General features: G+C 73.8%; 9 protein-coding genes. 4 read left to right on the forward strand and 5 right to left on the reverse strand.

The annotated features are described in order from the left end of the window. Positions 1 to 172: 172 nt before the first annotated feature. Both ACFY7H_RS15645 and ACFY7H_RS15650 read left to right on the forward strand, forming a co-directional pair. Positions 173 to 739 (forward strand): DUF485 domain-containing protein, encoded by a 567-nt coding sequence (locus tag ACFY7H_RS15645; protein ID WP_388938284.1) that lies wholly within the window; start codon positions 173 to 175, stop codon positions 737 to 739. Then, on the forward strand, positions 736 to 2,328 hold the full coding sequence (locus tag ACFY7H_RS15650; protein WP_388938286.1) for a cation acetate symporter: 1,593 nt from the start codon (positions 736 to 738) through the stop codon (positions 2,326 to 2,328). The genes ACFY7H_RS15645 and ACFY7H_RS15650 overlap by 4 nt, the downstream gene beginning before the upstream one ends. A 12-nt stretch (positions 2,329 to 2,340) precedes the next feature. Here the strand turns inward: ACFY7H_RS15650 and ACFY7H_RS15655 are convergent, their stop codons facing one another. From ACFY7H_RS15655 to ACFY7H_RS15665, 3 genes are all read right to left on the reverse strand, one after another. Then, complete coding sequence (locus tag ACFY7H_RS15655; RefSeq protein WP_388938288.1) at positions 2,341 to 3,039, reverse strand: response regulator; 699 nt, start codon at positions 3,037 to 3,039, stop codon at positions 2,341 to 2,343. Beyond that, the gene (locus ACFY7H_RS15660; RefSeq protein ID WP_388938290.1) at positions 3,036 to 4,652 is read right to left on the reverse strand and encodes an ATP-binding protein; all 1,617 of its coding nucleotides are present in this window, start codon (positions 4,650 to 4,652) and stop codon (positions 3,036 to 3,038) included. Before ACFY7H_RS15660 ends, ACFY7H_RS15655 begins: the two co-directional genes overlap by 4 nt. Before the next feature lie 150 nt (positions 4,653 to 4,802). Continuing rightward, positions 4,803 to 6,065: a citrate synthase gene (locus tag ACFY7H_RS15665; RefSeq protein WP_388938292.1), complete on the reverse strand. Its 1,263-nt coding sequence runs from the start codon at positions 6,063 to 6,065 to the stop codon at positions 4,803 to 4,805. Between the two features lie 70 nt (positions 6,066 to 6,135). Between ACFY7H_RS15665 and ACFY7H_RS15670 the strand changes: the two genes are divergently transcribed. Further along, a complete protein-coding gene (locus ACFY7H_RS15670; RefSeq protein ID WP_388938294.1) occupies positions 6,136 to 7,287 on the forward strand; it encodes a citrate synthase/methylcitrate synthase in 1,152 nt (383 codons plus the stop codon). Between the two features lie 30 nt (positions 7,288 to 7,317). Further along, the gene (locus ACFY7H_RS15675; protein WP_388938296.1) at positions 7,318 to 8,472 is read left to right on the forward strand and encodes a CobW family GTP-binding protein; all 1,155 of its coding nucleotides are present in this window, start codon (positions 7,318 to 7,320) and stop codon (positions 8,470 to 8,472) included. Between the two features lie 22 nt (positions 8,473 to 8,494). Here ACFY7H_RS15675 and ACFY7H_RS15680 read toward each other — a convergent pair whose 3' ends face one another. Together ACFY7H_RS15680 and ACFY7H_RS15685 are read right to left on the reverse strand one after the other, a co-directional pair. Next, a complete protein-coding gene (locus tag ACFY7H_RS15680) occupies positions 8,495 to 10,651 on the reverse strand; it encodes a restriction endonuclease (protein WP_388938298.1) in 2,157 nt (718 codons plus the stop codon). Between the two features lie 112 nt (positions 10,652 to 10,763). Next, on the reverse strand, positions 10,764 to 13,220 hold the full coding sequence (locus tag ACFY7H_RS15685; RefSeq protein WP_388938300.1) for a DNA topoisomerase (ATP-hydrolyzing) subunit A: 2,457 nt from the start codon (positions 13,218 to 13,220) through the stop codon (positions 10,764 to 10,766). Positions 13,221 to 13,241: the final 21 nt, after the last annotated feature.

Genomic DNA, 13,241 nt, shown 5'->3' on the forward strand with positions numbered 1-13,241 from the left:
CCGGCCGGCGGCGGCCGGTACCGCGGATGCGGAAACTTCGTTCCGGCACACCGGTGCCGCTCGCTCCATCACCTGAAGGGGTGAAGAGCACCGGTACATCAGTCCGGAAACCGACCACCCGGCACATCCTTGTGGGCACGCGGCCAATGCGGCGGCGGACAAGGAGAGTTCGGTGGACAAGCACGAAGGCCGTGATGCCGGAACGGTCCGGCTGGACGACCCCTGGTACGACGCGCTGGCCGTGGGCTGGGGCGAGGGATCGGACACGGTCCCGGCCCAGGTCGCCCCGCCTCCCGGAGGCCGGGCCGGGCCCGGCGCGTCCGACATCTACCTGGAAGTGCAGCGCAGCGCCGCCTTCCAGGAGGTCCGCGGCCGCTACCGCGGGTTCGTCGTCCCCGCGACCGCCGGCTTCTTCCTCTGGTACGTCGCCTACGTGGTCGCCGCCACCGCGGCACCCGGGTTCATGGCCCGGCCCGTGGCCGGCGCGGTCAACGTGGCCCTGCTGGCCGGCCTCGGACAGTTCCTCAGCACCTTCCTGCTGACCTGGGCCTACGCCCGGCACGCGCGGCTGCGCCGCGACCGGGCGGCGCTCGACCTGCGCTGGACGGTCTTCGAGCAGGAACGCGTACAGGAGCGGGCGCGGGGACGGGGCCAGGAGCGCGCACAGGGACGGGCGCCCGCCCGCGAGCAGCAGCACGGGCAGCCGCGGACGGCGGCCGGCCCCGGGGAGGACGCGTGACCACCGAGCACCAGACCCTCGCGCTGATCCTCTTCAGCGCCTTCATCGCGGTCACCCTCGGCATCACGACCTGGGTCAGCCGCAACCGGCACGGCTCGGCCGAGGAGTTCTACGCGGGCGGGCGGCTCTTCTCACCGCTGGAGAACGGTTTCGCCATCGCCGGCGACTACATGTCGGCCGCCTCCTTCCTCGGGATCTCCGGGCTGATCGCCCTCTTCGGCTACGACGGCCTGCTCTACTCCGTCGGCTTCCTCGTCGCCTGGCTGGTGGTCCTGTTCCTGGTCGCCGAACTGGTCCGCAACTGCGGGCGGTTCACCCTCGCCGACGTGGTCGCCGCGCGGATGAGCGAGCGGCCCGTCCGGATCGCCGCCGGAACCTCCTCGGTGGTCGTGTCGGTGCTGTACCTGGTCGCGCAGATGGTCGGGGCGGGCACCCTGGTGGGCCTGCTGCTCTCGGACGCGGGCCCCGCCGCCCGGACCCTCACCGTGATCGGCGTGGGCGCGCTGATGGTGGTCTACGTGACCTTCGGCGGGATGCGGGCCACCACCTGGATCCAGATCGTCAAGGCCGTGCTGCTGATGGGCGGGGCCCTCGCCCTGACCGTGCTCGTCCTGCTCCGCTTCCACGGGAACGTCGACCAGCTCCTGACCGGCGCCGCGGAGCGCAGCGGGCACGGGGCCCGCTTCCTGAGTCCCGGCCTGAAGTACGGAGGGGACTGGACCGCCCGGATCGACTTCATGAGCCTCGGTCTCGCCCTGGTCCTGGGCACCGCCGGGCTGCCCCACATCCTGTCGCGCTTCTACACCGTGCCGACCGCGCGGGCCGCCCGCCGGTCGGTGGTGTGGGCGATCGCGCTGATCGGCGGCTTCTACCTGATGACCGTCGTCCTCGGATTCGGGGCGGCCGCGCTGGTGGGTCCCGACGAGGTGCGGGCCTCGAACGCCTCAGGGAACACGGCCGTACCGCTGCTGGCGGCCTTCCTCGGCGGGGGCGCCGAGTCCACCGGGGGCGCGGTGCTGTTCGCGATCGTGTCGGCCATCGCCTTCGCGACCATCCTCGCCGTGGTCGCCGGGATCACCCTGGCCTCGTCGGCCTCCGTCGCGCACGATCTGTACGCCTCCCTCAGGCGCCGCCGCGCCAGGCAGCGCAGCGAGGTGGCCGTGGCCCGGGTCGCGGCCGTGGGGATCGGGGCGGTGGCCATCGCCCTGGGGCTGCTGGCGCAGGACCTGAACGTGGCCTTCCTGGTGGGGCTGGCCTTCGCAGTGGCGGCCTCCGCCAACCTGCCGGTGCTGCTGTACTCGCTGTTCTGGCGGGGCTTCACCACACGGGGGGCGGTCTGGTCGGTGTACGGCGGGCTGGTTCCGGCGGTGCTGCTGGTCGTCCTGTCACCCGTCGTCTCCGGGAGCCCCGAGTCCCTCTTCCCGGGGGTGGACTTCCAGTACTTCCCGCTGCAGAACCCGGGGATCGTCTCGATCCCGCTCGGCTTCCTGGCCGGCTGGCTGGGCACCGTCACCTCGGCGGAGGAGGCGGACGAGCGCAAGCACGCCGAGACGGAGGTCCGCTCCCTGACCGGGGCCGGTGCGGTGTGAGCCGCCCGGTTCCTAAGCGGTGTCCGACGGGCGCCAGGCGTAGCGGTGTTCGGGGCGGCCGGTCTCGCCGTAGCGCAGGGCCAGGGTGACGCGGCCGGCGCGGTCCAGCAGCTTCAGGTAGCGCTGCGCGGTCTGCCGGCTGACGCCGGCGCGGTCGGCGATCTGCTGGGTGGACAGGGGGCCTTCGGCGGCGCGCAGCACCTGGCGGACCAGCTCCGCGGTGGTGGGGGAGTGGCCCTTGGGCAGCTCGTTCGGAGTGTCGGCCGCGGCGAGGGCGCCGAAGATCCGGTCGACCTCGGCCTGTTCGGCCTCGCCGCCGCCGGAGAGGGAGCGGCGCAGGGAGGCGTAGGCCTCCAGCTTGGCGCGCAGGCCGGCGAAGGTGAACGGCTTGACCAGGTACTGGAGGGCGCCGAGCCGCATGGCCGCCTGGACGGTGGCCAGGTCCCGGGCGGCCGTGACCATGATCACGTCGGTGTGGTGGCCCAGCTGGCGCAGGCGGCGCACCAGGTCGAGGCCGTGCCCGTCCGGGAGGTAGTGGTCGAGGAGGACCAGGTCCACCGGGCGGGCGGTGAGGAAGCCGAGGGCCTCGGCCGCCGAATGGACCTCGCCGGACACCTGGAATCCGGGAACCTTCGCCACGTAGGCCGCGTTGATCCTGGCAACACGCATGTCGTCGTCGACGACCAATACGTGGATCGGGGTCTCGTTCATCGCAGGGCCTCCGGGAGTACGACGGAGAACTCCGCCCCTCCGTCCGCTGCTTCACCGGCCCGGGCGCTGCCGCCCTGCCGCTCCGCGAGGCGGCGCACGAGGGCCAGCCCCAGCCCGCGCTCGCGGTGGGCCTTGGGCTGCTTGGTCGACCAGCCCTCGGTGAAGACGTCCTCGCGCCGGCCGGCGGGGATCCCGGGACCGCTGTCGCGCACCCGCAGGACGGCGGTGCGTCCCTCCGCGCGGATGTCGACCTCGACCAGGGGCGAGGCCGAGCCGGCCGCCGCGTCCATGGCGTTGTCCACGAGATTGCCGAGGATCGTGACCAGACCGCCCGGGTCCACCAGGCGGTCGGGGAGGAGGGCGGACGGGGAGAGGCGCAGCGTGACCCCGCGCTCGGCGGCGACGGTGGCCTTGCCCACCAGCAGGGCGGCGAGCAGGGGGTCGTGGACCTTCTCGGTGACCTGCTCGGCCGTGGTCCGGTGCACGCCGACGACCTCGGTGACGAAGGCGACGGCTTCCTCGTGCAGTTCCAGTTCGAGCAGGCCGAGCAGGGTGTGGAGACGGTTGGCGTGCTCGTGGTCCTGTGCGCGCAGGGCGTCGATCAGACCTTTGGTGGAGTCCAGTTCGCGGCCCAGGCGCTCCACCTCGGTGCGGTCGCGGAGGGTGGCGACGGCTCCGCCGTCCGCGGTGGGCATGCGGTTGGCGACCAGGACCCGCGGGCCCTGGACGGTCAGCAGGTCACGGCCGGTGACCCGGCCGGTCAGGACGTCGCTGGTGCGGCCCGAGCCCAGCACCTCGTCCAGGGGCCGGCCGGCGAGGGTGTCCGCGCTGTCCTCGGGGAGTCCCAGCAGCCGGACGGCCTCGTCGTTGACGAGGCGGACCCGGTCGTCCGGATCGAGGGCGATCACGCCTTCTCGGATGGAGTGCAGCATGGCCTCGCGTTCCGCGAGGAGGCCCGCGATATCGGAGAAGGCCAGGTCGCGGGTCTGCCGCTGGATCCGGCGCGAGAGCAGGTAGGCGGCCAGCGCACCGGCGGCCAGGGCGCCGCCCGCATGGGCGAGCAGTCCGGGGATGGCACCGAGCAGCCGGTCGCGGACGCTGTCGTAGGCGATGCCGACGGAGACGGCGCCGACGACCTCCCCGTCGGCGGCGACCAGGGGGACCTTGCCCCGGGCGGAGCGGCCCAGGGTGCCCTCGTCTATCTCCATCACGTCGTGGCCCGCGAGGGCGTCGCCGGGGTCGGTGGAAACGGGCCGTCCGATGCGGTCGGGGCTCGGGTGCGAGCGGCGGATGCCGTCGAGGTCGATGACGACGACGTACTCGGCCCCGGTCGCCCGGCGAATCCGTTCGGCGGCGGACTGCACGGGGCTGTCCGCGGAGGGCCGCGACCGCAGGAGGTCGGCGGCCAGGGACGGGTCCGCCGCCGCGCTCTGGGCGATGGCCAGGGCCCGCCGCATCGCCTGGTCGTCCAGCTGGCCGCTCAGCGGGGCCAGGAAGAGACCGGTCGCCAGGACGGCGACGCCCGCCGCGATGGCCAGCTGCGTCAGCAGGATCTGTGAGACGGCCCGTCTGGGCAGCCCGAGGCGCCGAGAGCCCGTGGGGAGGAACCGCATGACTAGCACCGTAGGCGGGCGGGAGAGGAAGCGGAATTTCCCCCGTCTATGAGAAGGCCCACCCGCAGGCGGTGCGTCGCGACCGCCCGGCCGGGGCCGGCCGGCCGGATGGCGGCCGTTCCGGGCGGCGCCCCGGGGGCGCGGCGGGTATCAGGGCAGCGGGCGGGGAGGCCGGGGGCCCGTGTAGTGGCCGCTCGGGCGCATGCGCAGGGGGCGTTCCTGGTACTCCTCCAGCGCGTGCGCGATCCAGCCCGCCGTCCGGGCGACCGCGAAGACCGTCTCCCCTGCCTCGGCGGTCATCCCGCAGGACACCGTCAGTACCGCCAGCGCCAGGTCCACATTGGCGTGCAGCCCGTGCCGGGCCATCACCGCCGCCACGTCACGTGCCGCGCCGAGCGCCGGGGCGGCCTGCGGGAGCGCCTTCAGGCGCCCGAACAGGGCCCGGGCCCTCGGGTCCTCGCCCCGGTAGAGCCGGTGGCCGAGCCCGGGCACCGGGCGACCCGCGCGCAGGTGCTCCGCCACCACCGGCGCGGCACCGCCCCGCTCCAGCACCTCCGCCAGCATGCGGTGCGCGAGCCGCCCGGCCGCCCCGTGCAGGGGACCCTCCAGCGCGCCGAGCCCGGCCGAGACGACCGCGTACGGATGGGCCCGCGCCGAGGCGGCCACCCGTACCGCCAGGGTGGAGGCGGCCAGGTCGTGGTCGGCCAGCAGGGCCAGGGCCAGGTCCAGAGTGCCGACCGCCGCGGGGTCCGGCTCCCGCCCGGTCAGGCGGGGCCACAGGGCCCGGGCGAGCGGCCCGTCGGCGTCCCCGCCGGCCTCCCGGGGTGACGGCCCGGGCAGGGCGCCGACCAGCGTCGGGATCAGGCAGCGCGCGGAGCCCAGTACCGCCTCCTCGGACAGGTCGAAGCGCAGCGGGTCCACCACCGCCGCGGCGGCGACCGCGACCCGCAGCCGGTCGAGGGGCCCGCTGTGCTCGGGCAGCGCGGCCACCGCCCGCCGGGCGGCGGCGAGCGCCTCCGGGGGAGCGGTGAACCGGGCGCCCCGCGGCAGGGCGCCCGTCCAGAGCCATTCGGCGACCTCCTCGAAGGCGTACGCGGAGGCCAGTTCCACGGCGTCGACGCCCCGGAAGAAGTACCGGTCGTCCTCGATGAGGGTGAGCGAGGTGCGCACGGAGAGCTCCCCGGCGGGGACCGCGGCCTCCCGCCGGCTGCGCCTCGCCAGGGCCTCCACCTCGCGGGCGTCGAAGGTGCTGCCCCGCCCGACCGCGTCGCGGCGGCTGCCGAGCTGGCCGCGGCTGACGTACGCGTAGACGGTCGCGGGCTTCACCCCGAGGAGCTGCGCGGCCTCGCGGGTGGTCAGCCGTCTCTCGGTACCGGTCTCGCCGGGCCGGCCGTCGCCGTGGTCGTCGCTCATGACACACAGCCTACATATGTTGATTCAATCAATATTGACATGGATCGCATCACGGATGGATGGTCGATCCATGAACACCACCGTCGAAGTACCCCGCGGTCTCGCGGGAGTCGTGGTCACCGAGACCCAGCTCGGTGACGTCCGGGGCCGTGAGGGCTTCTACCACTACCGCCAGTACTCGGCCGTCGAACTCGCCGAGAGCCGCACCTTCGAGGACGTGTGGCACCTGATGTTCCGCGGCACGCTCCCCGCGGACCTCGCCGAGCGGGACGCCTTCGCCGCCGAGACCGCCACGCTGCGGCACCTGCCCGTCGAGGTGCGGGACGCCCTCCCGGCCCTGGCCCGTGCCACCGCCCCCTCCGGGCCGCTCTCCGGACTGCGCACCGCGCTCTCGCTGCTGGGCGCCCGCTCCGGATTCCGGCCGGTCTACGACCTCGACCCCGGCCGCCGGGCCGCCGACGCCCTCGCCGCCTGCGCCGCCGTGCCCACCCTGCTCACCGCCCTGCACCGGCTGGGCCGGGGCCTGGAGCCGGTCGGACCGCGCGACGACCTCCCGTACGCCGCCAACTACCTGTGGATGCTGACCGGCACCGAACCCGACCCGGTCCGCGCCCGCGCCGTCGAGCGGTACCTGATCTCCACCGTCGACCACGGCTTCAACGCCTCCACCTTCACCGCCCGCGTCATCGCCTCCACCGGTGCCGATGTCGCGGCCTGCCTCGCCGGGGCGATCGGCGCGCTCTCCGGCCCCCTGCACGGCGGCGCGCCGAGCCGGGCCCTGGACACCCTGGACGCCATCGGCACGGTGGAGCGCATCGGCCCCTGGATCCGGGAGCGGGTGCTGGCCGGGGACCGGATCATGGGCTTCGGCCACCCCGTGTACCGCACCGAGGACCCGCGTTCGCGGATGCTGCGGGAGATCGCCCGGCAGTTCGGCGGGCCGCTCGTGGACTTCGCCGTCGAGGTCGAGCGGCAGGTGGAGGAGATCCTCGCCGAGCTCAAGCCGGGCCGTGAGCTGCACACCAACGTGGAGTTCTACGCGGGCGTGGTCATGGAGCTGTGCGGGCTGCCGCGCGAGATGTTCACCCCGACCTTCTGCGCGGCGAGGGTGATCGGCTGGAGCGCCAACGTCCTGGAACAGGCCGCCGACTCGAAGATCATCCGCCCGGCCGCGCGCTACACCGGCCCGACCCCGCCGCGGCCGGTACCCGTGCCCGCCTGAGGCCGGCCTCGGCTGGCTACGATCGTCCGGATGAACAGCGTCCAGCCCATCCCCGTCGTGGTCCTCGCCGGATTCCTCGGTTCCGGCAAGACCACCGTCCTCAACCACCTCCTCGCCAACCGGGGCGGCACCCGGATCGGCGTCGTCGTGAACGACTTCGGCTCGATCGAGATCGACGCGATGTCGGTGGCCGGACAGGTCGGCGACTCGATGGTCTCCCTCGGCGGCGGCTGCCTGTGCTGTGCGGTCGACGGCAGCGAACTGGACGCGTACCTGGACAGGCTCGCCGCGCCCGTCCACCGGATCGACGTGATCGTCATCGAGGCCAGCGGGCTCGCCGAGCCCCAGGAGATGATCCGGATGCTGATCGCCAACGAGAACCCGGCGATCCGCTACGGCGGTCTGGTGCAGGTCGTCGACGCGGCGGAGTTCGACCGGACCCGGGCCGCGCACCCCGAGACCGACCGTCACCTCGCCGTCGCCGACCTGGTGGTGCTCAACAAGACCGACCGGGTGGACCCCGCCGAACGTTCCCGGATCGAGGGGGAACTCGCCGCGCTCTGCGCCCCGGGGACGCCCGTGGTCGGCGCCGACCACGGGCGCATCGACCCGGAGATGCTGTTCGACCGCCGCCCCTGGGCCGAGACGCGCGGGCAGCTCTCCTTCGAGGACCTGATCGCGGAGGCGGCCCAGGACCACGACGGCGGCGCCCACGCCGGGCACGCGCACGCCCGCTACGAGAGCGTCGAGTTCACCTCCGACCAGGCCCTCTCCCCGCGCCGGCTCATCAACTTCCTCGACCGGCGCCCGGCCGGCCTCTACCGGATCAAGGGGTTCGTCTGGTTCGGCGTGCCCGGCCACGAGGAACGGTACGAGGTCCACGCGGTCGGCCGCTTCCTGCGGTTCGGCCCCGGCCCCTGGGGGCGGGGGGAACCGCGCCGCACGCAGCTCGTCCTGATCGGCGCCGGCATCGACGGACCGGGCCTGCTGCGCGAGCTGGAGGCCTGCCGCGAACCGGCCCCGCACGAGGCCCGCCCCGAGAGCATGTGGGCGGTCCTGCGCTACGCCCCCCGGCCGGCGCCGACCGAGCCCTCGGACCCCTTCGCGCCGGAGGACGCCCTTGGGCCGGAGGGCCCGTTCGACTCCGAGGGCCCGTTCGCGCCGGACTTCACACAGGAGCCGTGAGCCCCGGCCTCAGGGCCGGCGCTCAGGCCACCTCGACGCCGTACTCCCGCAGCAGGTCCGCGAGGCCGCCCCGGTAGCCCTTGCCGCCGATGACGAACTTCCAGTCGCCGTTGGGGCGGCGCCGGAAGGAGCCCAGCACCAGGGCCGTCTCGCCCGCCCGGCCGTCGGAGACCTCCAGCTGGTCGATCTCCGCGCCCGTCGCGTCCAGCAGCCGGATCCGGGCGTCGGTGAAGCCGGCCAGATCGGCGTCCGGATTCACCTGGGGGTCGACCGCGGCGACCAGCACCAGGCGGTCGGCGCGCTGCGGGAGGGCGTCGAAGCCGACCTCGACGGCCGCCTTGTCCGGGGCGGAGTGCGGACGCGAGCGCACCGAACCGTCCGGGGTCCCGGGGTTGTTGAAGAAGACGAAGTGGTCCTCGCTCAACACCCGGCCGCCCTCGCAGACCAGCGCGCACACGTCCAGTGCCACGCCGCCCGACCAGGTCATGCCCAGCAGGTTGCGGTCGGCGGGGACGGGAGGCAACTCGGCCCCGGCGGCCGGGCCGGCCGCGGTGGGCGTGGCGGCCGGGCCCCCGGCGCCGGCCTCCGGCGAGGAACCGGCGCTCCGCTGCGCCGGGACGGAGCCGCCGCCGAGGCGCCCCCGCAGGCCGTACCGGTGCAGCAGCTCCACCAGGTCCGCGCCGGGAACCAACTCCAGCGGCTTGCCGTTGGCAAAGGTGTACGACCCCGGTCCGAAGGACGAGGTGGTGACCAGCACCCCCTTGTTCGCCCCCGCGTCCTGGACCGTGCCGTACAGGTCCCGTACCGCCGTCGGCGGCACGGTGTTGCGGTAGCGCTTGACCTGCACCACGATCCGCCCGCCCCGGATCGGGGCCGGGTCCAGCGCCTCGACGTCCACACCGCCGTCGCCGGACCGCTGTGTGGTCACCGCCTCCATACCCATCGCCCGGAAGAGTTCGGCGACCAGGTTCTCGAAGGCGATCGGGTCCATCTGGAAGAGGTCGGGTTCCTCCTCGCCGCCCCCGGTGTGCCCGCCGTGGCTGACGACGCCCCCGCCGACCTCGTCCGGCCGGCGGCCCGCACGGACGGCCGTCAGCTGGTCCGGCCGCGCCGACAGCTGCCCCCGCAGCCCCTCGGTCAGGCAGTCCACCGCGCTCACCTGCTCCAGCCGCAGCCCGGAGAAGGCGGTACGCGCCGCCTGCACGGCCGCCAGTACGATCTGGGCCTCCCGGCCCGTCACCGGATCGTGGTCGTCCACGAAGCCGTTGACCACCACCGAGTCCAGGGCGCCGAACTCGTCCGCCGCGTACAGCTCGCGCGGTACCAGCAGCAGGCACTGGGCGAGCACGTCCCGGTACAGCGCCCGGCGCTGCGTGGCCGGACGGGCCGTCTCCCTGTCCTGGTCCGTGCTCGGCGTGTACCGCACGGACTTCACCTCCGGCACCACCTCGTACCGGGGCAGCTCCCAGTCCAGTACGAGCTGGCGCGCCGCGGGGTCGTACGCCGCCGACACCTGGCGGGGCAGCTCGCCGGGCCAGGCGGTCGAGGCGTACAGGGCCGCGGAGAAGTACTCCACCACCGCGTCGGGCTCTCCCGCGCGCAGGGCGCCGGCCAGATCGGTGAGGCCGTCGTTGTGCCGGCGGATACCGGCGAGCTGCTCCGCCGCCCACCGGTCGTACTGCTCCCGGTACGCCGCCAGCCGGCGCAGGCGGTCCTGTTCGGCGGCGTGCGCGGCCTGCCAGGCCCGCGTGTACCGGTCGTGGGCCTCCCGCTCCGCCTGGGCCCGGCCGCGCGAGCCGAGGGTCCAGCCGCCGCCCTGCTGCTGGAACTGCGCCAGCTGCGGCATGGGCACGGGGTGCGCGAGGGCGCCGGGGTCGAAGGGCTGGAGCTGCTCGGCCCGCACCAGGGAGGCCATCCGGAACGCCGGTGCCCGGCAGCCCGAGGCCAGCAGCCCCCGCAGCGCCTCCACCCGCGCGTCCAGCTGCTCGGTACGACGCCGCGCCTCGGCCTCGCGGTGCTGCCGGTAGGCGGCCTGCTGCTCGCGCCGGTCCCGGGCCGCCTCACGCTCGTACGCCCGCTGCCGGCGCTCCGCCTCGCGCATCTGGATCAGCTGCGTCTGCTGCTGCTGTCGCTGGGCCTCGGCCCAGACCCCGATCATCCCGCTGGACCGACGACTCATCGGCTCTGCTCTCCCCCCACCCGCGTGTACCGGGAAAACAGTAGTGGGCGGGCGGGGCGGGCGGCCCGGCGAACGCCGACGCCCACCCGTTCCGCCCGCCCCTGTCACACGGCTACAGCGCGGCCCCCGCCAGCGACCCGACGTCGGCCGGAAGCGCCGTCCCCGAGCCGTCGCGACGCGGGTCCGGGGCCGGCAGGGCGGCCGGGGAGCCGTTCTTCGAGGCCGCCCGGACCGGGGCGTTGCCCGCCCAGGCCAGTGTCAGCGTGTCCTCGCCCTTCAGGAACCGCTGGCAGCGCACGCCGCCGGTGGCCCGGCCCTTGCGCGGGTACTGGTCGAAGGGGGTCACCTTGCCGGAGCGCACCGAGTCGTCGAGCGTGCCGTGCGAGCCCGCCACGGTGAACACGAGGGCGTCCCGGGCCGGGTCCACCGCCGAGAAGTGGATCACCTTGGCGTTCTCCGAGAGCTTGATGCCCGCCATACCGCCCGCCGGGCGGCCCTGGGGGCGCACCTGGCCCGCCGGGTAGCGCAGCAGCTGGGCGTCGTCGGTGATGAAGACCAGGTCCTCCTCACCCGTGCGCAGCTCGACGGCGCCGACGACGCGGTCGCCCTCCTTGAGGGTGATGACCTCCAGCTCGTCCTTGTTCGCCGGGTAGTCGGGCACGACCCGCTTGACCACGCCCTGTTCGGTCCCCAGGGCCAGGCCCTGCGAGGACTCGTCGAGCGAGAGCAGGCAGACCACCGTCTCGTCGGCCTCCAGCCCGGAGAGGAACTCCGCGACCGGGGCGCCGCCCGCCAGGTTCGGCGCGGCGTGCGTGTCCGGCAGCTGCGGCAGGTCGATCACCGAGAGCCGCAGCAGCCGCCCGTACGAGGTGACCACGCCCACCTCGGCCCGGGCGGTCGCCGCGACCTGCGACACGATCACGTCGTGCTTGGCCCGGGGCCCGCCCTCCTGCTCGGGAAGCGGCTCGCCCGTCACGGTACGCGCCAGCAGGCCCGTCGAGGACAGCAGCACCCGGCACGGGTCGTCCGCGACCTCCAGCGGAACCGTGCCGACCGCCGTGGCCGCCGACTCCAGCAGGACCGTGCGGCGCTCGGTGCCGAACTTCTTCGCCACCGCGGCCAGTTCGCTGGAGACCAGCTTGCGCAGCTCGCTGTCGGACTCCAGGATCCCGGTCAGCTCGTCGATCTCACCGGTCAGCCGGTCGCGCTCGGACTCCAGCTCGATCCGGTCGAACTTGGTGAGCCGGCGCAGCGGGGTGTCCAGGATGTACTGGGTCTGGATCTCTCTGAGCGAGAACCGCTCCATCAGCCGGGCCTTGGCCTGCGCCGAGTTCTCGCTGTCCCGGATGAGCCGGATGACCTCGTCGATGTCGATGAGCGCGACCAGCAGGCCCTCGACCAGGTGCAGGCGGTCGCGGCGCTTGGTGCGGCGGAACTCGCTGCGCCGCCGGACGACCTCGAAGCGGTGGTCGAGGTAGACCTCGAGCAGCTCCTTGAGGCCGAGCGTCAGCGGCTGGCCGTCCACCAGCGCCACGTTGTTGATGCCGAAGGACTCCTCCATCGGCGTCAGCTTGTAGAGCTGCTCCAGCACCGCCTCCGGGTGGAAGCCGTTCTTGATCTCGATGACCAGGCGCAGGCCGTGCGAGCGGTCGGTGAGGTCCTTGACGTCGGCGATGCCCTGGAGCTTCTTCGAGCCGACCAGGTCCTTGATCTTCGCGATGACCTTCTCGGGGCCCACCGCGAACGGCAGTTCGGTGACGACCAGGCCCTTGCGGCGCGCCGTCACGTTCTCCACGGCCACCGTCGCGCGGATCTTGAACGTGCCGCGGCCGTTCTCGTACGCGTCCTTGATCCCGGACAGTCCCACGATCCGGCCGCCCGTGGGCAGGTCCGGGCCCGGCACGAAGCGCATGAGCGCCTCCAGGTCCGCCTGCGGGTGGCGGATCAGGTGGCGGGCGGCCGCGATGACCTCGCCCAGATTGTGCGGGGGCATGTTCGTGGCCATGCCGACCGCGATCCCGGACGCGCCGTTGACCAGCAGGTTCGGGTAGGCGGCGGGCAGCGCGACCGGCTCGCGCTCCTGACCGTCGTAGTTGGCGGTGAAGTCGACCGTGTCCTCGTCGATCGACTCCGTCATCAGCGACGTGGCGTCGGCCATCCGGCACTCGGTGTAACGCATCGCGGCCGGCGGGTCGTCGTTGCCGAGCGAGCCGAAGTTGCCGTGGCCGTCGACCAGCGGCAGCCGCATCGAGAAGGGCTGGGCCATGCGCACGAGGGCGTCGTAGATCGACGCGTCGCCGTGCGGGTGCAGCTTGCCCATCACCTCGCCGACGACGCGTGCGCACTTCACGTACCCCCGGTCGGGGCGCAGGCCCATCTCGTTCATCTGGTAGACGATGCGCCGGTGCACCGGCTTCATCCCGTCCCGCGCGTCCGGCAGGGCGCGGGAGTAGATCACGGAGTAGGCGTACTCAAGGAAGGAGCCCTGCATCTCATCGACGACGTCGATGTCGAGGATCCTCTCCTCGAAGTCCTCCGGCGGCGGGGTCTTCGTGCTGCGGCGGGCCATCGCTGCGCGGCTCCTTAACCA

This window comes from Streptomyces sp. NPDC012794 (genome assembly GCF_042901085.1).
Taxonomy (GTDB): domain Bacteria; phylum Actinomycetota; class Actinomycetes; order Streptomycetales; family Streptomycetaceae; genus Streptomyces.

Coding starts and splice junctions, on each gene's coding strand:
- ACFY7H_RS15655 (WP_388938288.1), bottom strand. CDS start 3,039: ATGAACGAGACCCCGATCCACGTATTGGTCGTCGACGACGACATGCGT.
- ACFY7H_RS15660 (WP_388938290.1), bottom strand. CDS start 4,652: ATGCGGTTCCTCCCCACGGGCTCTCGGCGCCTCGGGCTGCCCAGACGG.
- ACFY7H_RS15665 (WP_388938292.1), bottom strand. CDS start 6,065: ATGAGCGACGACCACGGCGACGGCCGGCCCGGCGAGACCGGTACCGAG.
- ACFY7H_RS15670 (WP_388938294.1), top strand. CDS start 6,136: ATGAACACCACCGTCGAAGTACCCCGCGGTCTCGCGGGAGTCGTGGTC.
- ACFY7H_RS15675 (WP_388938296.1), top strand. CDS start 7,318: ATGAACAGCGTCCAGCCCATCCCCGTCGTGGTCCTCGCCGGATTCCTC.
- ACFY7H_RS15680 (WP_388938298.1), bottom strand. CDS start 10,651: ATGAGTCGTCGGTCCAGCGGGATGATCGGGGTCTGGGCCGAGGCCCAG.
- ACFY7H_RS15685 (WP_388938300.1), bottom strand. CDS start 13,220: ATGGCCCGCCGCAGCACGAAGACCCCGCCGCCGGAGGACTTCGAGGAG.